The organism is Butyricicoccus pullicaecorum (genome assembly GCF_002160355.1).
In the GTDB taxonomy this organism is placed as follows: domain Bacteria; phylum Bacillota; class Clostridia; order Oscillospirales; family Butyricicoccaceae; genus Butyricicoccus; species Butyricicoccus pullicaecorum.
This window is the reverse complement of sequence record NZ_NFKK01000008.1, coordinates 91,523-115,386: the sequence shown is the minus strand read 5'-3', so window position 1 is coordinate 115,386 and position 23,864 is coordinate 91,523. Positions and strand designations below refer to the sequence as shown.

Annotated in this window: 22 protein-coding genes and 2 tRNA genes; 11 read left to right on the top strand and 13 right to left on the bottom strand. The window is 55.7% G+C overall.

The window, feature by feature from the left end:
* Positions 1-169: 169 nt before the first annotated feature.
* From B5F17_RS08440 to B5F17_RS08400, 10 genes are all read right to left on the bottom strand, one after another.
* Complete coding sequence (locus B5F17_RS08440; protein ID WP_162608130.1) at positions 170-1,495, bottom strand: ParB/RepB/Spo0J family partition protein; 1,326 nt, start codon at positions 1,493-1,495, stop codon at positions 170-172.
* Positions 1,479-2,261 carry a ParA family protein gene (locus B5F17_RS08435; RefSeq protein WP_087372943.1) on the bottom strand — a complete coding sequence of 261 codons (783 nt, stop codon included), beginning with the start codon at positions 2,259-2,261 and terminating at the stop codon, positions 1,479-1,481. The genes B5F17_RS08440 and B5F17_RS08435 overlap by 17 nt, the downstream gene beginning before the upstream one ends.
* On the bottom strand, positions 2,240-2,524 hold the full coding sequence (locus B5F17_RS08430; protein WP_087372940.1) for a hypothetical protein: 285 nt from the start codon (positions 2,522-2,524) through the stop codon (positions 2,240-2,242). The genes B5F17_RS08435 and B5F17_RS08430 overlap by 22 nt, the downstream gene beginning before the upstream one ends.
* Positions 2,502-3,875, bottom strand: coding sequence for a replicative DNA helicase (locus B5F17_RS08425; protein ID WP_087372937.1), 1,374 nt, complete (start codon positions 3,873-3,875; stop codon positions 2,502-2,504). Before B5F17_RS08425 ends, B5F17_RS08430 begins: the two co-directional genes overlap by 23 nt.
* Positions 3,876-3,879: 4 nt before the next feature.
* The gene (locus B5F17_RS08420; protein ID WP_143287712.1) at positions 3,880-4,593 is read right to left on the bottom strand and encodes a hypothetical protein; all 714 of its coding nucleotides are present in this window, start codon (positions 4,591-4,593) and stop codon (positions 3,880-3,882) included.
* A gap of 22 nt (positions 4,594-4,615) precedes the next feature.
* Complete coding sequence (locus B5F17_RS14860; protein WP_162608129.1) at positions 4,616-4,792, bottom strand: hypothetical protein; 177 nt, start codon at positions 4,790-4,792, stop codon at positions 4,616-4,618.
* Positions 4,793-4,944: 152 nt separating this feature from the next.
* Positions 4,945-5,412, bottom strand: coding sequence for a helix-turn-helix domain-containing protein (locus B5F17_RS08415; RefSeq protein ID WP_087372932.1), 468 nt, complete (start codon positions 5,410-5,412; stop codon positions 4,945-4,947).
* Positions 5,396-5,668 carry a hypothetical protein gene (locus B5F17_RS08410; RefSeq protein ID WP_087372930.1) on the bottom strand — a complete coding sequence of 91 codons (273 nt, stop codon included), beginning with the start codon at positions 5,666-5,668 and terminating at the stop codon, positions 5,396-5,398. Before B5F17_RS08410 ends, B5F17_RS08415 begins: the two co-directional genes overlap by 17 nt.
* 17 nt (positions 5,669-5,685) lie before the next feature.
* Positions 5,686-5,880 (bottom strand): hypothetical protein, encoded by a 195-nt coding sequence (locus B5F17_RS08405; protein WP_087372929.1) that lies wholly within the window; start codon positions 5,878-5,880, stop codon positions 5,686-5,688.
* A 90-nt stretch (positions 5,881-5,970) separates the two neighbouring features.
* On the bottom strand, positions 5,971-6,174 hold the full coding sequence (locus tag B5F17_RS08400; RefSeq protein ID WP_087372926.1) for a helix-turn-helix domain-containing protein: 204 nt from the start codon (positions 6,172-6,174) through the stop codon (positions 5,971-5,973).
* A gap of 144 nt (positions 6,175-6,318) precedes the next feature.
* On the opposite strand from B5F17_RS08400, the gene B5F17_RS08395 reads away from it, so the two are divergent.
* The 3 genes from B5F17_RS08395 to B5F17_RS08385 all read left to right on the top strand — a co-directional run bounded on the left by B5F17_RS08395 (position 6,319) and on the right by B5F17_RS08385 (position 9,211).
* Positions 6,319-6,921 carry a LexA family protein gene (locus B5F17_RS08395; protein ID WP_087372923.1) on the top strand — a complete coding sequence of 201 codons (603 nt, stop codon included), beginning with the start codon at positions 6,319-6,321 and terminating at the stop codon, positions 6,919-6,921.
* 22 nt (positions 6,922-6,943) lie between these two features.
* Positions 6,944-7,954, top strand: a complete 1,011-nt coding sequence (locus B5F17_RS08390) for a 3'-5' exonuclease (RefSeq protein ID WP_087372921.1) — start codon at positions 6,944-6,946, stop codon at positions 7,952-7,954.
* A 99-nt stretch (positions 7,955-8,053) separates the two neighbouring features.
* Entirely contained in the window at positions 8,054-9,211 is a 1,158-nt protein-coding gene (locus B5F17_RS08385; RefSeq protein ID WP_087372918.1) for a tyrosine-type recombinase/integrase, read from the top strand.
* A gap of 205 nt (positions 9,212-9,416) precedes the next feature.
* Here B5F17_RS08385 and B5F17_RS08380 read toward each other — a convergent pair.
* Both B5F17_RS08380 and B5F17_RS08375 read right to left on the bottom strand, forming a co-directional pair.
* Positions 9,417-9,506, bottom strand: a tRNA-Ser gene (locus B5F17_RS08380).
* Positions 9,507-9,654: 148 nt separating this feature from the next.
* Positions 9,655-9,743, bottom strand: a tRNA-Ser gene (locus tag B5F17_RS08375).
* 231 nt (positions 9,744-9,974) lie between these two features.
* Here B5F17_RS08375 and B5F17_RS08370 point away from each other — a divergent pair.
* From B5F17_RS08370 to B5F17_RS08335, 8 genes are all read left to right on the top strand, one after another.
* Entirely contained in the window at positions 9,975-10,661 is a 687-nt protein-coding gene (locus B5F17_RS08370; protein ID WP_016147758.1) for a response regulator transcription factor, read from the top strand.
* Positions 10,658-12,334, top strand: coding sequence for a sensor histidine kinase (locus B5F17_RS08365; RefSeq protein ID WP_087372915.1), 1,677 nt, complete (start codon positions 10,658-10,660; stop codon positions 12,332-12,334). The genes B5F17_RS08370 and B5F17_RS08365 overlap by 4 nt, the downstream gene beginning before the upstream one ends.
* Positions 12,304-12,987 (top strand): 4'-phosphopantetheinyl transferase family protein, encoded by a 684-nt coding sequence (locus B5F17_RS08360; RefSeq protein ID WP_143287711.1) that lies wholly within the window; start codon positions 12,304-12,306, stop codon positions 12,985-12,987. The genes B5F17_RS08365 and B5F17_RS08360 overlap by 31 nt, the downstream gene beginning before the upstream one ends.
* 171 nt (positions 12,988-13,158) lie before the next feature.
* Positions 13,159-14,607: a glycogen synthase GlgA gene (glgA, locus tag B5F17_RS08355; RefSeq protein ID WP_087372909.1), complete on the top strand. Its 1,449-nt coding sequence runs from the start codon at positions 13,159-13,161 to the stop codon at positions 14,605-14,607.
* 264 nt (positions 14,608-14,871) lie between these two features.
* Positions 14,872-16,695 carry an efflux RND transporter periplasmic adaptor subunit gene (locus B5F17_RS08350; protein WP_087372907.1) on the top strand — a complete coding sequence of 608 codons (1,824 nt, stop codon included), beginning with the start codon at positions 14,872-14,874 and terminating at the stop codon, positions 16,693-16,695.
* Between the two features lie 18 nt (positions 16,696-16,713).
* The gene (locus B5F17_RS08345) at positions 16,714-17,460 is read left to right on the top strand and encodes an ABC transporter ATP-binding protein (RefSeq protein WP_016147763.1); all 747 of its coding nucleotides are present in this window, start codon (positions 16,714-16,716) and stop codon (positions 17,458-17,460) included.
* Complete coding sequence (locus B5F17_RS08340) at positions 17,457-18,707, top strand: ABC transporter permease (protein WP_087372905.1); 1,251 nt, start codon at positions 17,457-17,459, stop codon at positions 18,705-18,707. Before B5F17_RS08345 ends, B5F17_RS08340 begins: the two co-directional genes overlap by 4 nt.
* A gap of 16 nt (positions 18,708-18,723) precedes the next feature.
* Positions 18,724-21,015, top strand: a complete 2,292-nt coding sequence (locus B5F17_RS08335) for an S-layer homology domain-containing protein (RefSeq protein ID WP_087372902.1) — start codon at positions 18,724-18,726, stop codon at positions 21,013-21,015.
* Between the two features lie 370 nt (positions 21,016-21,385).
* Here the strand turns inward: B5F17_RS08335 and B5F17_RS08330 are convergent, their stop codons facing one another.
* The gene (locus B5F17_RS08330; protein WP_242968729.1) at positions 21,386-23,671 is read right to left on the bottom strand and encodes an S-layer homology domain-containing protein; all 2,286 of its coding nucleotides are present in this window, start codon (positions 23,669-23,671) and stop codon (positions 21,386-21,388) included.
* Positions 23,672-23,864: the final 193 nt, after the last annotated feature.

The window sequence follows — 23,864 nt, the reverse complement described above, 5'->3', positions numbered from 1 at the left end:
TGTATATATAAATTGCTGATGCGTTCTCGTGCTTCAATAAGGCGTCTAAAATACTGATCTTCGCGGTATTGATACACCCTTAACTCTAAGCGACGACTATCTGGCACAAAGCATTCTGTCTGGATAAAGTGAATCAGTTCATCCTTGCTGCAATCTTGCAATGTCATGGCTACGCCTCCGGATATGCTCTTGTCCAATAACTCACCTCAAACGGCAGGGAGACAAATTCGTTTCCCAGTTGCTCACCGAATGCCCCGTCCTGATAGATCAGCACCCGGAAATTGCCCTTGTGACCGTACCGGCACAATACGGTCTCGCCGTCGTCCGGCTTGTCTATCGGATATTTATGCCACTCAGACGTACAGGGCGGCAGTTCCGGGGTCAAGCCAAGCAGTTCGGAAAAAGTGATGCCCAGCGCGTCCGCCAGCGCAAACAGCGAATCCAGCGACGGAAACCACGTCCGACGGTTCAGGTTGGTAGTGCTGCGCAGGGTACGCACGGTATAACTCTGGTCATCGTCCAAACGCTCATCCTGCACCCATTTCATAATAGCCTGCTGCGCCTGCCGGTACGCTGAGTGTTGGTACGCTTCATCGGCGCGGCGCTCGGACTCCTTAAATTCGGATCGTCTCTGCTCGGCAGCAATCCGATTTTTGCACACGCCGCACAATGCCGGACAGTCCTCGGTGTGGTCACACTCGTGACAACAGCCCGGGCAAGTACCAGCCGCGACCATGGCGGCACGCTCTTTGTATCGGGTGCACGGGCTATTTGACAATTCTGGACAGACCAGCGGGGCGAATGGGTAGTCCTGGACGATCTCGCCCGCTGTTTTGATGACTTTGGCGGTCGGCGCGGTGTAATCGGACAGTGCCTCTTTGAGCTTCTTTTGCGCCTCCTTGTCCAGCTTGGACAGCTCATAGGCGGTCGAGGCATTGATGTGTCCTTTCTTGAGGGCTCGCTTCCACTCACCTACCAGATGCTTGTCAATGGCCTCCATGCGTGCGATGTTGCTCGCGCTCTCCTGCATGGCCTCAGCAACCATGTCCCGGATGCGCCCGGGCAGCTCTGCACCCTCCTCGCGGCGCTTAATAAACAGTCGCTTGAGCCGCACGGCCTGCTCGGCCTTTTCCAGATAGGTCAGTTCGCGTGCGGTCGAATTGGTCAGGATCAGCGCCAGCTGCTCTTGCGTCTCGGTCAGATTGCGCTGCACCACGCAGGGTGCGCTCTGACGGCCCAATTCGGTCAGGGCTTTATACCGTCGGTGCCCGGCGATCAGCCGGTAATGGGTATCATCCACCTCGAGTACGACCAGCGGCTGTTTGAGTCCGATCAGCTCGATGGACTCTTTAAGCTCTGTCACGTCCTCGACCTCGTAAAAGTTGCGGTCATTCGCCTCGATCTGTGACAGCGGGATCTGCTGGGTGACGATCTCGGGTGTGTCCAAATTGGACACATCGCCCATCAGCGCGGCAAGGTCAAATTTGCGTGCCACGGTCGGCCGCCTCCTCTCCCAAAAACTCACGGACAAAGGCTGCATAGTCGGCAGTCGCCGCCGATCGGGGCGAGCACTCGGCCAGCGGCTTGCGCCAGTAGGTGGACTTGTCCACGACATCGGTGCGCCGGATGTGGGTGTCAAACACCGGGCACGGCTCATGCATGCGCAGCCAGGTTTCCCCCTGCCGGATGACATCGGTGTTGCGCCATTGGGTAATCAGCGCGCCCGCGATATGTACCTCGGTGATCGTCTGGATCTGCCGCAGCTGGCTGACCAGCTCACGCATGCCGTCGATGGCGTAGTAGTCCAACTTGATCGGGATAACGATGTCGGTTGACGCTGCAATCGCGCTGACTGATGCCGCGGTGAATGCCGGTGGGCAGTCGATGACCATGCAGTCATAGCTGCCGTCCTCCATGATGGCGTCGCGCAGATCGGACAGGCACCGGCGTGCACTGCCGCCTGCGGCGACCAGCGACAGGTCGGCAGACAGCAGGCTCATATCGGACGGCAGCACATCCAGGTTACGGTAGTTGGTTGGCTGGGTGAGATCGACATAGCACGCTGCGCGTCCCTCGATCAGGTCGGCCAGACTGCCGACCGATGCCCGCGCCCCGTAAAACTTGCTCGCGTTGCCCTGGTGGTCGGCATCGATGAGCAGCACCCGGCGGTTATGGTGGACGGCCAGCTCATAGGCCATATTGACGGCGGTCGTCGTTTTGCCCACGCCGCCCTTTAAGTTTACGATGCTGATGACTTGCATTTCGCTTTTCTCCTTCTCTTGACGGGTTTTGTGATGGTTTTTCGACCGACAATATCCAAAATCTGACCGTTCACGACCGGGAAGCACTCGCGGATAGGCTGCGACCAGCTGCCGTTTTTGAGCCGGACACGATACTGGGCAACCACATAGCCGCGCCCGGGGCGCTTCTTGACGTACCAGATGACGCGCCCGGTCACCGTTCCCCTGCCTGATGTCGGCTTGAAGGTCAGCTGGATGATTTTACATTCTTTGGGTTTGCGCATGCTTGCCTCCTTGCTGGAATTCTGGGAACGGGATCTGGTCCAGGGACACGTCCTGCCAGGTGTTCGGCTTGCCCACCTTGGGCGGCTTGTCCGGCACATGGCGGAAGGTATCGTCATCGATCACGCGCTCGGTAAAGGTCTGCTTATCGCCGTGAAACGCCAGCATGACCTTGCCGACCTGACCCTCTTTGTTCTTTGCCAGCCTGAGCACGCGGTCGGATGCGCGGTTGTCGGGTTCGGATAGGTACATGAGCATGGCGATATCTGCATCCTGCTCAAGTGAACCGGACTCGCGGAAGGACGCCAGCGTGGGTGCGCGGACGGTCTTGCTTTTCTGGTCTTCCTGATCGCGGGTCAGCTGCGCGAGCGCCAGCACCATGACCTTGTGATCGCGGGCGAAGTTCGCGAGAGTGTTCGAGATAGACGCGACGTCGTTCTCTCGGCTGTACCCCTTGTGCGCGGTGCGCACGATCTGGATGTAGTCCACGATCACGACTTCATAACGCTTGTAACGGGCAAACGAGGCGATTTCCTCAGCCGTGCGCCCGGTCGCCTGGATGATATCCAAGTTGGACTGGGACAGCCTGCCCTTTTGCGCGGCGATCATGTGCCAGTCTGCCGCGTCAAGCGCGTGGCGCTTGATTTTGCCGTAATTCATGCCGAACAGGTGCGCCATCGAGCGGTCGATGAGCTTGTCATCCTTGGTTTCGAGTGAGAAAAAGCCCACGCGGTAGGTTTGGGACAGGTATGCAGCCACCTGCAAGGCCAGCATGGTTTTACCGGTCGAGGGACGCGCACCGAGCAGCACATAATCGCCGAGTTCGGCGTAGACCAGCTGGTCAATCCCCGAAAATCCGAAATGTATGTACGAGACCGGCTGCGCCTGTCGCTCACAGAACCGCGCAAAGCCGTCCTGGAGGGACAGCGCGGTCATGCCCGTGCTGCTCGCCGACAACTGACCGGCCTGCTCAAGCACGCTTGCGGCCTCGTCCAGTGTTGCAGCGTTTGCCAGCTTGTCCCCGAGCATGCGCAGGCGGTGCAGCCGAGTCTCCTGTTTGAGCAGACGGACGTATTCCATGCAGTTGGCCGCGGTCGGCGTCAGCTCCATGACGTCCATGATGACCGGTCGGTACTCGTCGCCGATGATCGCGCTGACCCCGACCGGGTCGATGGGCTTGCCCGCGAGGAACAGCTGCTGCTCGGCCTCGAAGATCGTGCGATAGGTCGGGGCCAGGAAGTCGGACGGACGAAGGGCTGCGAACACGTCGCCCGACACGCTCGGGTCGATCATCACCGAGCCGATCACAGCGATGGCCGCGTCGTAGATGCGTTGTGAAACTTGGTTTTCCATGGTCTCAATCCTCGTCAATCAGCACGCGGCCGGTGGGCTGCGCAGGCGGATAGTCCTTCTTGAGCCAGCCGATCAGGGTTGCACAGTGGTTACGGTATCGCTTGCCCTTGGATGCCATATAGGCCGACAGCGCCTCGATCTCGGCAGCAACCTGATTCGGTGTCCAGCGAGCGGTCAGACGTGCGATCTCGTCGTCGGTCAGTCGGACATTGCCAAACTCGCCATAGCCTTTGCGCCCGTCCTCTTCCGGTTTGGCCGGTTCTTCCTGCGCGGGCGCGCCCTCTCTCTCGTCTTCTAACTGGTCTTCTAACTGCTCATTATATACATTTCCCCGTTCGGTGAAATGATTGTCACCGTTTGGTGTATTGCATTTCACCATTTCGTGAAATGCATTTCCCCGTTTGGGGGAAACGGTCGGAATGGGTTCGTATGCCTGGATTACGGTCTCGGTGACCGTGTACCAGGTCGTGCGATCTCGCTTGTCCTGGCTGTAAGCTGCGGTCAGGATCAATCCCTTTTCCCGGCATCTGTTGATGATGCCCTCAATCTGTCGCCGCGACCAGCACGGGAAAATCTCGGTCAGGGCATTCAGGCTGTCATACGTCCAATAGCGGCCGTCGCGGTAGTTTCTGCCGTTGGCCGCATTGTCCCGCACCCACCAGTACAGGCGATGCACGAAAATGGCCTCGGGCACGCCGTACTGCTGGGCTAAATCCATATCAAATGCGTATTGCACACACTCACCTCACATGTTCCAGCCAGCCGGTGAGCGCGAGGAATAGTGCACCGAGCATGCTCCACAGGACAATTCCCGCGAGGCACGCCAGCAGCCCAATATCCCCGGCATCACACCGACCGACTTGTCCAAAAATGGCCACCATACACACGATGGCGGCGACTTTGCATACAGTTTTCATGTTGTGTACTCCTCCATTTAGGCACGCCGCGACCAGCCGGTCATGTTTTTACACCTTTCCCGGCTGATTTTGCGGCTTTTTGTTGACTTTTCCTTTCGTTTGGAGTACACTAGATTTGCTTAGATCGAGTGTATTCCAAACGCTCACACGCCTTACCGGTTCAACTGGTGAGGCGTTTTTTCTTGCCCTGCGCCGGTCAGAGACAGGCTCAGGGACGCGGCGACGATCTCGCGCAGCTCGTCCATGATGCTGTTATAGATCGGGCGTTCGCGTTCGTCGATGATGCCATCCTCGGCGATCTCCAGCAGCGTCTCCACACGGCCCTCCCGGGCGAAATTGCGCAGCAGCCGGAACAGCCGCATGGTGCATTGCTCGAGCGACCGCTCGGTCACTTCGGGCAGAATTTGACCGGCGGGGCTGGCCTTGAGGTGCCGGTACGCCAGCGCCGGGTCGCGGTACAGCTCAGCCATCATGACCACCATTTCGTCCGACGGACGGCGGCGGCCGGTCTCGTACATACGCAGGCTCTCGGTCGATATGTACAGCCGGTCGGATGCCGCTTCCTGCGTCATTCCGGCACGCTCGCGCGCGGTTTGGTAGATGTTACGGCTCGTTTTCATTCTGGCTCACTCCTCCATTTTGCGGTACACTTAAACTTGTAAGAGCGCTTACGTCTACGCCCATGTACTTCAAAAACGGGATCTTCGGAATCTTGACCCGACTGCCCGACACGATGACCGGGAACGGCAGCCGCTCAGGGCTGCGCCGTCCCAGAATGCGGATGGCCTGGGCATCCATACCCAGCACTTCGGCCACCTGCGCGGGGACAAAATAGTCCCGATCCAGCGCAATCAGCTCACGCAAAGTTTCAGACATTGCTGATACCTCCTTTATTACAATTTCTTGTGAAAAATATCCTGCATCAAATGCCGAACCACAAAGTCGCTTCCCCGACGCATTTCTTCATCAGTCGGAAGCGGGATCTGCTTTTCCTGCAAATACCAGAACAGCACTGCGGTATTGATATACCGAAGCAGCCAGTTGATCGCACAAATCAGTGTTGTGATAGCAAAAAACACTGTCAGCACCAATATCACTCCTCTCTTAAATCACACCCATAAACTTCATTGTCAGTAACGAAGTAATAACGCTGACCACCGCACGAATTAAAGTATCTCTCACGATTCTTCCTCCTTCCCTCGCCCAAACAGGTCGTCAATGGAACAGTTTAGCGCATCTGCCAGAGCTGGAAGTTTTTCTGCCCTTGGAAATGCACATCCAATTTCCCATTTTGCAATCGTTGCACGGTTTTCTTGAATCTTTTCTGCAAGTTGCTGCTGTGTAAAGCCACAACGTTCTCGGTATTCTCTGATCTGTATCATGTCGCCCTCCTTTCTGTGAAGTATCTTCACTCTACACTTGTATTATATGTGCGTATTCTTCACCTGTCAAGTGTGTATGTGAAGTTTTTTCACATTTATTGAATTGTGAAATTATTTCACATATAATGGATTTGAGGTGACAGTATGCTCCGACTAAAAGAATTACGATTACGTGACAAGAAAACCCAAAAAGAGCTTGCCGCCTTTTTAGGTATTGATCGCACAACTTATACCAAATATGAGACCGGAGCCAGCGAACCTAATTTAGAGACGCTCAACCGCCTGTCTTCTTATTTTGGTGTTAGCATTGAATCTTTACTAGGGAATGCACCTGCAAAGCCCGAAAAGAAAAAAGGCGTACAAATCCCCGTTCTGGGTGAAGTCCGCGCCGGTTATCCGATGGAGGCCGTCGAGAACATCATCGACTACGAAGAGATCGATGAAGAGACTGCACGCCGTGGTGAGTTCTTCGCCTTGCGTATCAAGGGCGACAGCATGGAACCTCGCTTTGTCGAGGGTGATGTTGTCATCGTCCGCAAACAACAAACTGCTGACAGCGGCGACATCGTGGTTGCCCTGGTCAATGGTGACAGCGCGACCATCAAGAAGTTAAAGCGTCACCAAAACGGGATTACGTTGGTGCCGTCTAACGCAGCCTACGAGCCCATGTATTACTCCAGTGAAGAAATCATGGAGCTGCCGGTCACGATCTTAGGCAAAGTCGTAGAACTAAGAGCAAAATTCTAACTTTCGAGGGGATGTGTTCTTCATGCTCAAATGCAAAAAGTGTGGTAAACGCGGATTTTTCCTGCGTCTTAATTCAAATGGGCTTTGCGAGGAATGTGAATTACACGAAAAAATTCAGAGAAAAATCCAAGTTGAACAAGCGCAACGCAAAAAAGAAGAATTGCGTCAAGAAGCATTGAAACGACAGCAAGAAGCCTTAGAGCGACAAAAAGAGTTAGAATTACGTTTAAAAAAGGAAGAAGAGGAACGCGCTGCGCATGTGCAGCAGATCATCGAAGAAAATCGCGAACGTATCAAGCGAGATCTGGCAGTCAAAGAGAAAGCACGCGAAGCATTTGATCGTCAACTGGTATCTATTCCGGTCTATTCCATCCCGTATTCTTCTGAAAAAACAAAGCGGCGTGCAGTCTCATCGATGGGAGAGATTACTTATTCAAGGATCACCAAAAAGACAAATTTTTCAAAGTTAGGCGACTTTGTCGTGGTTGACACCGAAACTACGGGCATAACTCTTTTATCATCAAAGATTGTCGAACTATCTGCTCTTCGTTTTGAAAACTTCCGACCAACCATGCTTTTTACAACTTTAATAAATCCTGAATGTCCTATCCCGCCAGAGGCAACAAATGTGAATCACATCACGGACGAAATGGTGAAAGATGCGCCTAAGATCTGGCAAGTGATGCCTGCCCTTCAAGATTTCATCGGTGCTATGCCATTAGTCGGGCACAACCTGCCTTTTGACCTAAAATTCCTGTACAAATATGGGCTTAATGTTCCTCAGCCAAAGCAAAAATTCTATGATACATTGCAAATCGTACCGACTGTGTTGAGCAAAGCAAAAACCAAATGGGATGCTGATCTGCAAGAACGGGTAATCAATTATGAATACAGCTTTGATGTAGAAGATTATAAACTGGGTACCGTTTGTGCGCATTACGGAATACATATATCAAATGCACATCGTTCTTCGGCAGACTGCCTTGCGACTGGACTCCTGTTCGCTAGGTTAGCACGAGCAAAAACTTTATGACTGTGTCCAATTTGGACACAAAAATCCCGCCCTGTCACCGGGGCGGGAAAAATATCACACTCACACTCGAACATATATTCTATTTTTGGAGCATTTACCATGTCTGATACCGTCATTTGCAAAAACAAACGATGCCTCAAGGAGATCGACGCAGGGTTCCGATTTTGCCCCCACTGCGGCGCAGATCAGCGCCGTACACGCCGCACACGGCGCGCAAATGGCGAGGGGTGCATCTATGCCCTGCCGAACGGCAAATACAAGCTGGACTGCGTCATCGGCTACGATGTAGACGATCTGGGCAAGCTCATCCCCCAGCGAGTGACCGGCACATTCCCCACACGCAAAGCCGCCATCGAGGCGCTTCCCGCGCTCAAGGAGCGCAAGCGCGCCGAGCTTGCGGACACCAGCGCGACACAGAAAAAATATGCCTCCCTCACGCTCTCCGATGCGTGGGAGATCTTCGAGGCCTCGCGCGCCTACGAGTCCCTCAGCAAGTCTCAGAAAGAGAAGCTGGGCATTGCCCGTCGCCGCGTAGCGCCGCTTGAGAACCGCCGCATGGCCGATCTGCTGCTCGATGACATGCAGGATCTGATCGACGCCACGGTCAGCACCTATTATCCTGCGCGCGATATGCGCACGGTCTTTTCCCACTGCTACAAGATCGCTATCAAGCGCGACATTGTTCCGTATAACAAGGCGTCCTATCTGGAACTGCCGCTGCTGCACGAGGAGGAACGACAGCCCTTTACCCATGACGATCTGGCGGCTTTTCTCGCTGACTGGCGGCGTGGGAACCATTTCACCGGCTATATCCTCATCATGTGCTATGCTGGTCTGCGCCCGGGTGAGCTGATGACCCAGCTGATCGAGAACATACATCTGGATGAGCAATATATGATCGGCGGCATTAAGACTGACGCGGGCACCAACCGTACAATCCCGCTGCCTAACGTCCTGATACCTGTCATGCAGTATTTTGTGAAGAAGTCTAAGCGTAAACTGCTTGAGATGAACAAGGACAACTTCTACCAACATTATTGGGAGACCATCGAGCGCCTGGGTGTCTCTCATCTGTCACCGTATAGCTGCCGTCATACCTACATGACTGAGCTGGCGCGCGCCGGTGTGCAGCCTGGCATTATCACGGCTGCGGGTGGTCACACGGACTATCAGACCACCCTGCGCTATACGCATATCCCGGTCGAGGACATGGTCGCAGCTGCCAACAAGATCGGCCCGGAATCCTCCTCCACTTAGTGGGAGTTGAGTGGGAGTTGTCGAGTGGGAGTTGAGTGGGAATAAAACTATTACAGTCCCATCATTCTGCGCTTTTGCGCCTCTTTTGAGGTAAAAAAGTTGCAGACTTCCTCTCCCATTTTGGGGAAAGAATATCTGCATGAGCAAACAAAAACTGGTCATAAAATGCAAAAACACCGGAAATCAATGATTTCCGGTGTTTTTTTGGCGGAGAACGAGGGATTTGAACCCTCGCGACGCTTTCGCGCCCTACTCCCTTAGCAGGGGAGCCCCTTCACCACTTGGGTAGTTCTCCATTTTCACTTGTTCCGCCAATCTGAGGATTGGCGGAGAGGGTGGGATCTCTTTTTCTGCGGAAAAAGCCACGGCGGTTGAAACATGCCACAGGCATGTTTCCAAGAGCCGCCTTTCGAATCCTATTTTATATTCCGCCAATTAAAAATTGGCGGAGAGGGTGGGATTCGAACCCACGCGCCCTTTCGGACAAACGGTTTTCAAGACCGCCTCGTTATGACCACTTCGATACCTCTCCGTATCACGTGTCCAATAAGCAGGTTCTATTATAGCATCGACCCTACCCCTTGTCAAGCACTTTTCTTTTTTATCTACATTTTACTTTTCCCGCCGGTTCGCCTTTACATGATTCCGTTATGATAGAATGTACAAAATTTGCGGTCTGCCTTGCCCTTGCGGCACAAAACCGATATACTAAATTTAGGTTTTCTGAAAAACCAAAATCCGCTCACGAATGAGGAATGCTGCCATGCCTACAATTTATTGTGTAGAAGACGACGTAAATATCCGCGAACTGGTACTGTACGCCCTGCGCGCTTCGGGCTTTGAAGCCGAAGGATTTGACAGTGCCGGACCGTTCTTTGAGCGCGTGGAAGAATCCTGTCCCGATCTTGCCCTGCTCGACATCATGCTGCCCGGTATGGACGGACTGACCATTCTGCACACGCTGCGCAACACTCCGCGCACGGCTTCCCTGCCGGTTATCCTGCTGACCGCCAAGACCGCCGAATATGATAAGGTACGCGGTCTGGACGACGGTGCAGACGACTACCTGTGCAAGCCCTTTGGGGTTATGGAGCTCATGTCCCGCATCAAGGCTGTCCTGCGCCGTGCCGCGCCCATGCAGCCCGCTTCCAGCGCGCTGACGCTGGGTGAGATCACGCTGGACACCGCCCGCCATACGGTTGAAGCTGCCGGTCAGCCGGTTGTACTGACGCTCAAGGAGTTCGATCTGCTGCACTACTTAATGGAGAACGCCGATATCGTACTCTCCCGCGAAAAGATCATGGAAGCCGTCTGGGGCTTTGGCTTTGAGGGTGAGAGCCGCACGGTGGACATGCACATTAAGACCCTGCGTCAGAAGCTGGGCACGCCCAGTGCACAGATTCAGACCGTGCGCGGCGTCGGCTACAAGATCGGAGCCGAGCCCAAATGAAAAAACAAATCTACCGCCGGATGCTGGCGTTGGCCATCCTGATCGCCCTGCTCACCAGTGGTGCCATGCTCGCGCTGCGTGTCCGGGACGGTCTGCATGAGCTGAGCGAACAGACTTCCCGTCAGGCTGCAATTGCTGCCGCCGGATATCTGGCCGCTGCCGATCCCGATGAGGCGCTGCACGCAATCGGCAACTCGGACACCTCGCGTGTGACCATGATCTCGGCCGACGGCACGGTACTGTACGATTCCAATGCCGATACCGCCAAGATGGAAAATCACGCCAATCGTCCGGAATTTGAGTCCGCCCGTGAAACGGGCAGCGGCGAGGGCATCCGCATCTCGTCCACACTCGATGAGCTGACCTGTTATGTCGCGCTGCGTCTGCCGAGCGGCGACGTGCTGCGTGTGGCCAACACGACCGACCTGCTTGTGCGCTCGCTCATCGACACCATTCCGGCTATGATCGTGGTCATCATTATCATCTGTCTGCTGTCGGCCTTTGTCTCGGCTCGTCTGACTGAGCAGCTCGTCCGCCCGATCAACGCCATCGACCCCACCAAGCCGCTCAAGACCGATGTATACGACGAGCTGACTCCGCTTTTGCGTCGACTCAACGCGCAGAATCAGCAGATCTCTCTGCAAATCGCCGCGCTGCGCCGCAAGCAGATCGAGTTTGACGCCATCACGGCGGGCATGGACGAAGGTCTGATTTTGCTCGACGAGCACCTGTCCGTTCTGACGTGCAGCCGTGCTGCCCGCCGTCTGCTCGACGCGCCGGTCGCACCCGGTTTACCGCTCGATTCCTTTGAGTGTGACGAGGCCATTCTGCACGCCGCACAGATCGCGCAGGCGGGTGAATCCACCGTCTACACGCTCGAGCGTGCCGGCAACCAGCTGCGCCTGTCTTTCAGCCCGGTGCACGTCGATGACGGCATTCGCGGCGTGGTCATGCTGGTACTGGACATCTCCTCGCAGTACGCTGCCGAACAGTCCCGCCGCATGTTCACTGCAAACGTCACCCACGAGCTCAAAACCCCGCTGACCTCGGTACTGGGCTACGCCGAGATGATTCGTTACGGTCTGGCCAAACCCGAGGATGTGCCCGGTTTTGCCTGCCGCATCCACGACGAGGCCGCTCGTCTGCTCGCGTTGGTCGACGACATTATGAAGCTGTCCCGTCTGGATGAAGGCCGCGGCAGCCTCAACTTTGAAGACATCGACTTGTACCAGCTGGCCGGTTCGGTGTGCGAGCGCATGAGCGACAAGGCGGCAAAGCATCAGGTACGCTTTGCCATGCACGGTGCGCCCTGCGTCATCCGTGGTATTCCCACCATGGTCGACGAAGTGGTCACCAACCTATGCGACAACGCCATCAAGTACAACCGTCCGGGTGGCACGGTGGACATCGAGCTCAAGAAAACCGCGTCGGGTGTCACCCTGCGCGTGGCCAACACCGGTGCTGCCATCCCGGCCGACTCCATCCCCCACATCTTCGAGCGCTTTTATCGCGCCGACGCTTCGCGCTCGCATGAGGTTCCGGGCACCGGCCTGGGTCTGTCCATCGTCAAGCACATCTGTGAGATTCACAGTGCGGTCATTTCGGTCACGTCCGAATCTGACAACACGGTATTTACTGTGCAGTGGCCGTCCGATCCTGGGGTGATGATGTGATCCCGCATGTCACAGTCTGTGAGGCATTGGTCACCCAGCTGTCACTCGATCAGTGCGAAACGCTGCTCTGTCCGTCCCGGTTGGAGGCTCTGTCGCGCATCAGCCACCCGCAGGCGCAAGCTGCGTCCCTGACCGGTGACCTGCTGCTGTGTGCTGCCGTGCGTCATGTTCGACCAGACGCGGTATTCCCGCTCATGCGAGCGGCACGGTCGTCCGGTCAGCCCTATCTGCCGGACTTTCCCGACCTGCACCTATCCATCTCGCACAGCGGTGACCGGGTGGTCTGCGCGGTCGCGGACGTGCCGGTCGGCATCGATCTGGAACTGCCCCGCCCGGTGCGTCCCGGACTTGCGGCACGGTGGTTCGACGCCGACGAGCAAGCGCTGATCGCACGCGATTCGTCTACTTTTTTCGATTTGTGGATGGTCAAAGAAGCCGTGCTCAAGGAAACCGGTTGCGGACTGGCGCACGGCCTGCGTGAGGTTTCGGTCGCACTCGACCCGGTTCCTCACCTGACGCGTCCGGTCTTTGGACAGTTACACGCAATCGCACGCGTTCGGCTGTCCTGCGGTCATCACGCCATGCTATCTGTTCCCGGAACAGTCTCGCCTGCCGTGACCGTCCTCTCGCCTCATATCACAGATTTTTTGTAAGTATTTACCGTCTGCACACAAATGCAGACGGTTTTTTTCAGCATTTTGCCTTGAATTACCCGGCTGAGATTGCTATAATATGGTTAGTAAACTATGTCGGCTGCCCGGAGCCGGTTTCCGGCCGCGCGGAGCACGTCCGGTATCTGGAAGTCTTAACGGAGGGTTTCTTATATGAAAAACATCTTGTTTGTCGCATCCGAATGCGTCCCGTTCATCAAGACCGGCGGACTGGCCGACGTTGTCGGCGCGCTGCCCAAGTCTCTTGACCGCGAACAGTTCGACGTGCGCGTCATCATCCCCAACTACATGGCCATTCCCGAGCGTTACCGCAACAATTTCGAGTACGTCTCACATTTCTATATGGATCTCGGCGGTCTGGGTTCGGTTTATGTCGGCATCCTGACCTATCAGCTCGACGGTGTCACCTATTACTTCATCGATAACCAGTACTATTTCGGTGGCCCCAAGCCGTACGGCGATATTCACTGGGATATTGAGAAGTTCTGCTTCTTCTCCAAGGCTGCGCTGTCCATCCTGCCAACTATCGGTTTCCATCCCGATGTCATCCACTGCCACGACTGGCAGACCGGTATCGTTCCGGTATTCCTGCACACGCTCTTCAAGGATAACCCGTTCTATCACGGCATCCGCACGATCATGACCATCCACAATCTGCGCTTCCAGGGCATCTGGGACATTCCCACCCTCAAGCTGTACACCGGTCTGCCCGACTGGGTCTTCACCCCCGATCGCATGGAATTCAAGCGCGACGCCAACATGCTCAAGGGCGGTCTGGTCTTTGCCGACCGTATCACCACGGTTTCCGACACCTATGCCGGTGAGATTCAGTGCGAGTTCTACGGCGAGGGTCTGGACGGCCTGCTGCGCGCCAAGAGCGGCACGCTGTCCGGTATCGTCAACGGTATCGACTACGACATCTACAACCCGGCAACCGACAAGGACATCGACACCCAGTACAGCACCCGCAACTACCTCAAGGGCAAGGCAGCCAACAAGGCAGCATTGCAGAAGGAACTCGGCCTGCCCGAAGATCCCGACACCATGCTCATCGCTATGGTCACCCGTCTGACCGACCAGAAGGGTCTGGATCTGGTCAACTGGATCATCGGCCGACTGGTTGAATCCCGTGTGCAGCTGGTTGTCGTTGGTACCGGTGACCCGCGCTACGAGGGTCTGTTCCGCCACATGCAGGACGTAGAACCCGACAAGGTACGCGCTTACATTGCATTCAACGAGGGCTTCGCGCACAAGGTTTACGCCGGTGCGGATGCCATGCTCATGCCCTCGCTCTTTGAGCCCTGCGGCCTGACCCAGCTCATCTCGCTGCGCTACGGTACCGTGCCGATCGTCCGCGAGACCGGCGGCCTGCGCGACACCGTTCAGCCGTATAATGAATATGAGCAGACCGGTACCGGCTTCTCGTTCTGCAACTACAACGCCGACGAAATGCTATCTACCATCTACTATGCAGAGCAGACCTACTACGACAACCGCAAGGCATGGAATAATATTGTAAAACGCGGCATGCAGCAGGACTTCTCTTGGAACAGCTCGGCACGCAAGTACGAGGCACTGTACAACGAACTTTGCAGCTTATAAAACCGGATATTTTCCCGGTTTTACCTCCTTTCCTATCCCCTTACATCACGTTTGACAGGCAGGGACGGCAAAAACGCCGTCCCTGCCTGCATATCTATTTCCTGTTTCCTGCGATTACATTTTCTGAAATTGCAGGATTTTTTATTACAATCCAGTTACCTTTCTTGACATGCCTCCTGCCCCGCCCTATACTGTCACTGTATTAACATAATTCATACAGTTTAGCGAAAAGGTCTAAAAAAAGAAGTGAGAGGAGACTTTCCCATGCCAAAAATGACCGACAATCCATCCCCTGTCAACCAGCAGGATGTCACGCCGGAAGCTGACAAGGCGCAGAAGAATACCGCTCCCGTCCGCAACCGGTATGCCGATACGATGAACAAGCCTCACCGCAAGCTCCCCAAGCCGCTGCGGATTGGTCTGACCGTGCTGATTCTGGCCGGTCTGATTGGCGGCGGTGTGTATGTAGTCAAGAAAACCGGCCAGTCTGACACCGAATCCACCATCCAGACCGCGGTCTCCAGCCGCGGATACCTCGAGACCTACGTCGAGGGCAACGGCTACACGGCTGCCAAGACCCGCGCCGAACTGGGCAAGGACATCAAGGGCAAGGTACTGACCATCAGCGCACACACGGGCGACACCGTCAAGGCCGGTCAGGTCCTGATGACCATTGACCCTTCCGCAACCCGTAAGGAACTCGAGCAGGCGCAGATCTCGCTCAACGAAGCACAAAAGAGCGTCAGCCAAGCCAACAAGACCCTGAGCGAACTGGTCGTCACCGCACCGTTTACCGGCCGTCTGCTGCCGCCGGGTGAAGTGACCTCGGAAAGCACCACCCAGACGACCAGCGGCGAGTCCACCACGACCCCGAGCAGCCCGGAAGAAGTCAAGATTCAGAAGGGTGACGACGTGGCATCGGGCACCGTTCTGGGTACGTTGGTTGACGACACCAACATGCGTCTGGAACTCTATTACAGCTACGCATACATTGATAAGCTCAAGGTCGGTCAGACCGCGTCCATCTCCATTCCGCAGACCATGGGCTCGGTCACCGGCACGGTAGAAAAGATCGACCGCATCGAAAAGATCTCCAACGAAGGCGGCCGACTGTTCCGCGCAACCGTCACCTTCCGCAATCCGGGCACGCTCAAGGCAGGCATGGACGCGACTGCAACCATTGCAGCCGACGGCCTGAACATCGCACCGACCGGCTCGGGCAAGCTCATGTACAGCCGCGAGACCAAGCTGACCGTCAAGGCCGCAGGCAAGGCAACTGCAAACTGCGCACCCAGCTATCAGAAGTTCTCGGCTGGCCAGACCATTCTGGCGCTTTCGAGCGAAGAGGCGACCACTGCGCTGCAGACCGCACAGCAGCTGGTACAGACCCGCCAGGAGACCGTTAAGGAACTCAACGAGCGCATCGCCAAGTGCACGGTCGTTTCCCCGATCGACGGTATGGTGCTGTCCATGAACGCTACCGAAGGACAGGAGCTTCTGGGCGACACCCCGCCCTGCGTCGTTGCAGACACCGATAACATCGTCATCAACGCCGATATCTCTATGAGCGACGTGGCAAGCGTACAGGCCGGCCAGTCGGCATCCATCACCATGAACCTCGGCACCGATACCCTCACCTTTACCGGCACCGTTCAGTCGGTCGGTCTGGAAGCCAACAAGAACAACAACAGCCAGGGCTCTATGCCCACCTTCCCGGCAGTGATCTCGGTCGATCCGGTCGAGGGTCAGACCCTGCGTCCTGACTTCTCGGTCGAGTACCGCATCACCACCGCGCAGTCCGATGACTGCATCATGGTTCCCTCGACGGCTGTCGTCAACACCAACGACGGTGTCGCAGTCTTTGCACAGCCCGCAGAAGGCCAGACCTTCGAGAACACCCTGCCCATTCCCGAGGGTTCGGATGTACCTGACGGTTTTGTACTCGTTCCGGTACAGATCGGCATTTCCGACTCCCAGAACACCGAGATCGTTTCCGGTCTGGACGAGGGCGTGACCGTCTTCCTCGCAGGCCCGCAGGATCAGTTTGACCAGAACAATATGGGCGGCTCGGCCATCGCGGTCGGTTAAAAGGAGGGCGAGACATTCATGTTTTTCCGCAAACACAGTCCACCGCCTCCAGCCGAATTTGATGACTCCCTGCTCATCGATGTGCAGCATCTGAGCAAGATTTATCACGAAGGCAAGGAAAACGAGGTGCGGGCGCTGGACGATATCTCGCTCGCCGTGCCCTGGGGACAGTTCCTGTGCATTCTGGGCCAGTCGGGTTCGGGCAAGTCCACGCTGATGAACATTCTGGGCTGTCTGGATATCCCGACCTATGGCATCTATCGTCTGGGCGGTCAGCCGGTCAACGAAATGCGTCCGTCCACCCTGTCCGGCATCCGAAACCGTGAAATCGGCTTCATCTTTCAGGGTTTTAACCTCATTCCCGCTCTCACTGCGCTGGAAAACGTCGAGCTGCCGCTCATCTACCGCGGCATGCCCAAGGCGCAGCGCCGTGAACTGTCCATTACCGCACTCGAGCAGGTTGGCCTCGGCCACCGTCTGCACCACCGTCCGGCTGAGATGTCAGGCGGTCAGCAGCAGCGCGTCGCCATCGCACGCGCAGTCGCGGCCAAGCCGCCGATCATTATGGCCGACGAGCCGACCGGTAACCTGGACTCGGCCTCCGGCCGCGAGATCATGGAACAGCTGTCCGCACTCAATCGCGCCGGCACGTCCATCATCCTCATCACCCACGACAACCACCTCGCCGAAATGGCCGAGCGCATCGTCACCATTCAGGACGGTCACATCGTATCCGACCGTCCCGGAAAAGGAGGACTGTCATGAACTGGCTGCAAACCATCCGCATGGCGCTCAAGGCCATCTCGAACAACAAGGTGCGCTCCTTCCTGACCATGCTGGGCATCATCATCGGTGTCGGCGCGGTCATCTCGCTGGTCGCATCCATTCAGGGCATGGCCACCCTGTCCCGCCTGCAATACGAGGCCATGGGCACCAATAAAATCACGATCTACGGCAATGGCCTCAAATCTGCCGACTGGAACGATCTGGAAGATACGCTGAGCATCGACCTGAAGGACCGCGTCAAAGGCTGGTCTCCCCAGCGCACCTACTATGACTGGCAGTCCAAGGGCGTGCAGTATCGCTCCAAAGTATTGGCCAATGAAAAGTACACCACCAACATCTATTTCGGCAACCAGGATTACAGTACGGTCACCAACATGCGCATTGTATCCGGCCGTGACATCAGCGCTGCCGACTGCGCCCGCAGTTCGCGTGTGTGTATCATCGGTGAAGCCGTGCGCAAATACTTTTTCGGTGCGATGAGCCCGCTCGGCCAGAGCATCCGCATCGGCGGCAAGAGCTTCGAAGTTATCGGCGTATACGCCGGCAAATACGGCGGCAAGCTCAACACCGGTGACCAGCTGGTCGTACTGCCCTACACCCTGCAGCCGCTGATGATGGAAGTCAGCGTCTATGACAGCCGCAACTACATCATTCAGGCACAGACCAAGGACGATATTCAGCCTATCGTCGACACAATCAACGGAAAATTCAAATCCCGTGCAGGCAACAACGGTTATTTTGAATGTAATTCCGATGCACAGTTCCAGGAACAGGCGCAGGCATCGAGCAATCAGCTCGCACTGCTCGGCGGTGGCGTTGCAGCCATCTCGCTGCTGGTCGGCGGCATCGGCATTATGAACATCATGCTGGTCTCGGTCACCGAACGTACCCGAGAAATCGGTATTCGTATGGCGATCGGCGCACGCAGACGCGATATCATCGGTCAGTTCCTGGTCGAATCGGCAGCGGTATCCTGCTGCGGCGGCCTCTTAGGCATCGCGCTGGGCTGCTTCGGCTCGGCGGTCATCGGTAACCTGCTCATCAAACAGCAGACCGCTGCCATGTCCGGCTGGATGCCCGACATCGAACACTTTACCGTCCTGCCCTCGCTCCCGCTGGTTCTGGGCGCGTTCCTGTTCTCGGCGCTCTTGGGCATCATCTTCGGCCTGTACCCCGCAAACAAGGCAGCCAAACTGCAGCCGGTTGACGCGCTGCGCACGCAATAATTGAAGGAGGAAAGATATGGTTAGACGATCTTTTGTCTGCCTGTCCCTGTCGCTCGCGCTGCTTGCGGGTACGGCCGGGGCGGCATTTAAAGATATTACCGACGAAAATCTGGCACAGGCAGCGGCTTCGCTCGACGCACTGGCCATCATGGAGGGTGATGGCACGGGCAACTTCGAACCGAACCGCAGCCTGACCCGTGCTGAGTTCACCAAGCTCGCCGCAGCTTCGCTCGGCGTGGGCGACGCAACCGCCTACCAGAGCTACACCCTGTTCCCCGACGTTCTGTACACCCACTGGGCGTCGGGCTACATCGCGGCCATGGTCAAATCGCCCGATCTGGCCAAAAAGCAGATCATCCGCGGCAACGCCGACGGCACTTTCACCCCGGAAAAACCGGTCACCTACGGTGAGGCGTGCACCATGCTGCTGCGCATGCTCGATTACACCACCGCAGACGTTGGCCCCATCTGGCCGAACGACTATGTCGTCAAGGCACAGTCCCTCGGACTGACCAAGGGTGCCGCTTCGCACGGCGTCAACGATCCCATCACCCGTGCGGATGCAGCCATTATGCTGCGCAACACGCTGCGCACCCCGACCAAGGGCGGCGAAAAGCTGTACACCGCGCTGTCCGGTTCCACGCCGGTCGAAAATTCCATCCTGCTCGCAACGCCCGAGACCGATTCCTCGCTTCAGGCCGGTCAGCTGCGCTTCTACGAGGGCGGCCAGATTGTGACCCGTCCGGCAGCGAACTCCATCGACAGTGCGCTGGTCGGTGCGCGCGGTGTCGTTCTGTTCGACAAGACCGCAACAAGCAAGGTCAAGTCCTTTCTGCCCGAGGTTTCCGAGCGCGAGACCTACACGGTCGTACGCGCCGAGCGTCAGCAGCTTGTCACCCAGGAGGGCGGTCAGATTGCCGTCGGTCGCAAGGTTCCAGTTGTGGTACAGGGCGAGCTGCATGACTATATCGAGGCTTGGTACGACATCCGTCAGGGTCAGAAGGTCAACCTCTACTACGATAACGATCATAATCTGGAACTCATCGCGGTCGACAACGCATTCGTCTCGGGCGACAGCTATGTTTGGGGCGTCGACACCGTGGCCATCCCCAAGGGCTACCGTGTCGAGCGCAACGGCGCGACCATTCAGGAGGGCGATATCCAGAAGTACGACGTTGTTACCCTCGACCCGTCCACCCAGACCGCTCTGGTATCCAACACCCGCATCACCGGTGTATATCAGGAGGCAACCCCGTCCTTCCGCTTCCCGGAAAAGGTCAAGGTACTGGCGACCGAGTTCCCGGTTTCCGAGAAGGCCGCTCCGACCTTCGACAACACCGAACTCGGCAAGAAGGTCACGCTGCTGTTCGATGTCAGCGGTCAGGTACGTGCGGCAGTGCCCGAGAGCGAACTGTCTGCATCCATGAATGGTATCGTCACCGCAACCACCGAGAACGAGGTCACCGTGCAGCTGTTTAACGGCCTGACCATCAAGGGACCGGTCGAAAAGGCAGTCAAGAGCGTGGCTGTCGGCCAGATGGTACGTCTGTCGCAGGATACGAACGGCAATCTGCGCGTCACTGAAGCTACCCGCACCACAACCAATCCGGGTGACTGGATTGTCTCTCGCGGTGTTCTGGGCAGCAAGCCGGTTGCACCCGATGTACAGGTCTTTGAGCGCGTTTCGGAGGGTGGCCCGCTCAATCCGCTCAAGCTCGAAGATATCAAGAACGATGTCATCTCCGGCAAGAACATCGAGACCGTCGTCACCGACCCGTCCGGCACAGTCACCGCCCTCATCATTCGCGACGCGACCGGCGAGAGCTGGGTATGGGGTCTGGTCGAGGGTGCGTCCGAGATCGTTGAGACCCGCACGATCGGTACAAAGGGTGATCCCGATTACAAGGAAATCCCGATCTATGACTACAAGGTCAAGATCACGACCCTTGAGGACGGCAAGCCCAAGACCTACACCATCGACGTTGTCGATCAGGTCGACGATCTTGTGGGCAAGCCCACCCCGCTCGGTCTGCCGCGTGCAGCGCTGTCCAACACCGGTGAGATGAACCTGATCTCCAAGAAGCCCGTCCGTGTCGGCGCCGTTACGCTCCAGGCCTTTGACGGCTACCAGAGCGTCAAGACCGATGCCGGTGTTTACCCGATCGCAGACGATGTGCCGGTCGTTGTATCCCGCACCAACCAACTCATCACCCTGCGTCAGGCCAAGGCCGACTACGATGCGTTTGTACTCTATGCCGACGCACCGCTGTCCGAAGGCGGACGCATCTGCATGATTTCGGTTTCCTAACGTCCTTTTCAAGCCATTGCATAGACAGAAAAACCCTCCGTACCGTGTGGTACGGAGGGTTTTTCCTTTGGTTTGCATTTAAAAGTTATTCTATTGCTTACTTGATGTAGCTATTGAGGGTGCCCAGACGGTATTCGTATTGTCCTCTTTTCGAAAAATCAACCAGCTTTCTATGCCATACACCAGTACAATGAAACGCATTTCGGTCGATAAAACTTTCTGGTACTTTTATCTTCTTCTATTTCCCCAGTAAAAACCGGTCTCCAACATGGAGACCGGTTTTTTCATCGCATCTGCACAAAAAAGAGACCCACTCATAAGCGAGTGGGTCTCTCCTGTTATGTGTTTATGAACGTGTTTGTGCTGTCAATCAGCGTACCAGATCGTACAGAACTGCGAGCATCTTTGCGCATTCCTCACGGCTTGCCGATACCTTGGGATCGAAGGTATAACGGCCATTGGTGACGTTGCCATCAATGATGCCAGCCTGCTGCATGACAGAGACCGGAGTCTGTGCCCAGCCGGAAATCAGGTTTGCATCTGCAAAGATCACCGGTGCATTCTTAGCAGGCAGGGTCTTGCCGGACGACTGTACGTAGCGGTAAATCATGGTCGCCATCTCTTCACGGGTGATGCGCATGGTCGGTGCAAAATTGCCGCCATCCGTACCGGTGGTGATGCCGCGATCTGCTGCCCATGCAATGTACGGTGCACTCCAGCGGGACAGCGAGACGTCCGGGAATCTGGACGAGGTATAACCGGTCACATTCGCACCAGCAACGCCTGCCAGCATCTTGACGAACTCTTCACGGGTGACATACAGCGTGGGCTCAAAGTAGCCGCCGCCCGTACCATTGATGATGCCCAGGGATGCCAGCTTATTGATGTAAGTTGCGCTCCAGCGAGAGGACGGAACATCAACAAATGCGTTGTAGGTCGGAGTGGTCGTTGTACTGCCCGAACCGGTCTTGAGCGTATCGGTGGTGATAAGGAAAGTACCGAGTGCATCGGTGGTGAAGGTGACCTTCTTCTTGGAAGACGAGTAATCAGCCTTCATATCGGTGACGTAGGTCGGAGCTGCTGCGTAGACATCAGCTGCACCATAAACCGTGCTGCCACCGTAGGTGGACAGCCAGGTCTTGTCGCCGTTACCGATGCGGTAAACCTTGACATCCGAGGACTTTTCACCGCTCTTGAGCTTGTAATCAAAGGTGACTTCAACCGAGCCACGGCCAAGGTCGATGACATCGCTGCTGCCGTCCTTGATGAGCAGGACGTACTGATCGTCGTCGTCTTCCTCGAGGTAGAACTCGATATTGGTCTTATCACATGCGTCGTAAATCTCAGCCAGTGCGCGGTAATCGAAGGTTACAGTGCCCTGATTGGTGGTCAGCTTGAGGCCGGTATCCTCATCTGCGATCTTATCGAGCGAGCTGCGCGGTACGGTAATGGTGGTATCATCGACCGACTTGGAAGTCTTGACATCGAGTTCGATGTAAGTCTTGTCGGCATCCTCACGCTTTGCTTCCTTCTTGTTTGCATCAAGTGCATCGGACAGGGCCGAGGACGAGAAGGTTACCGTTGCGCTGCCGTTCTTGACAGACGGGGTCTTGTCGACGGTGGTGGTAGATACACGGTCACCGTTTACCTTGGAGGTGTCAGACGAAGACGAACCGGAGGACGAAGAGGAAGAACCGCTGTAAGAATTGAAATCTACATAAATTTCAAACTTATTGGAACCCTTGGAGTCGGTTGCAAGATAGAGGCTGTCATGACAATCTCGATCATCGGTATCATACCACAAATCAAACGTCTTGTCGCCAATATCACGAATATAAAAATCACTCAGCGACAAAGTATCATTCTTTTTCAGTTCATACCAAGTGCTCTGGTTGGTAGATACCCACAAACCACTTGCCTTCGCGGTTCCACTGACTTCCGGAGAAATCGTCATGCCAATCCATTCGGAAGATCTGCCATTGATTCTCTGATTGACCAGATAATCATCTGCATCCGCACGCAGATTCAGATAACCATCGCCCGAACCTCTCTTGTCAAGGTCCCAGTACTTATGATTATCATCGTAGCTGCTGCCAAGCTGGCTTGCGGAAACTGTAATCGTAGATTTAACAGCAGGCTTAATGGTCAGGGTTGCTTCCTTAGAGCCAACGTACTTATCGCCCTGATAGCTTGCAACGATGGTATAAACGCCAGCATCCTTAAAGGACGGCATCTCACTCTGTTCACTCAGTGTGCTTACACCCTTGACTGCATAAGTCCATTTGCCATTGGTATCCGTAACACCATTCAAGCTTGCATTGTCCAGCTTGAAGTAGGTCTTGCCATCGGCAGTAACTGTCTTGCTTGCAAAGTTGATCTGGCTGCTGGTCAACTGCTGCTTGCTATCCGCAACAGTTAATGTATAAGTGAGAGTAACGTCACCATAACCCTTAGTGGTCAGCATGATCTTTACGTTTGCAGTCTGACCATTAGTTGCACCAGACTTGATCTTTGCAGTGATGACATTTTTGTCTCTGGTCGGTGTGCCATCCACAATAGATGCATCCGTGCCATCTACAGTAATCGAACTATAGTTGGTAATCTCAGCATTTGCCAGATCGACAGGAATGGTCAAAACAGCATTCTGTCCAGCCACAACAGACTGAGAAATTCCCGTAGGCTTATTGTACGTTGCCTTCTGAATTTCAAATGTCTTTTTGGCTGTACCAGTGTAATTGCCCTTGAAGGTTACCGTTGCTGTTGCAGTACCCGGAAATACGTTATTGGTATATGCAACATCATAGTCTGTTCCCTTAACGAGAGAAATACTACCATCTGTAACTGTTAAG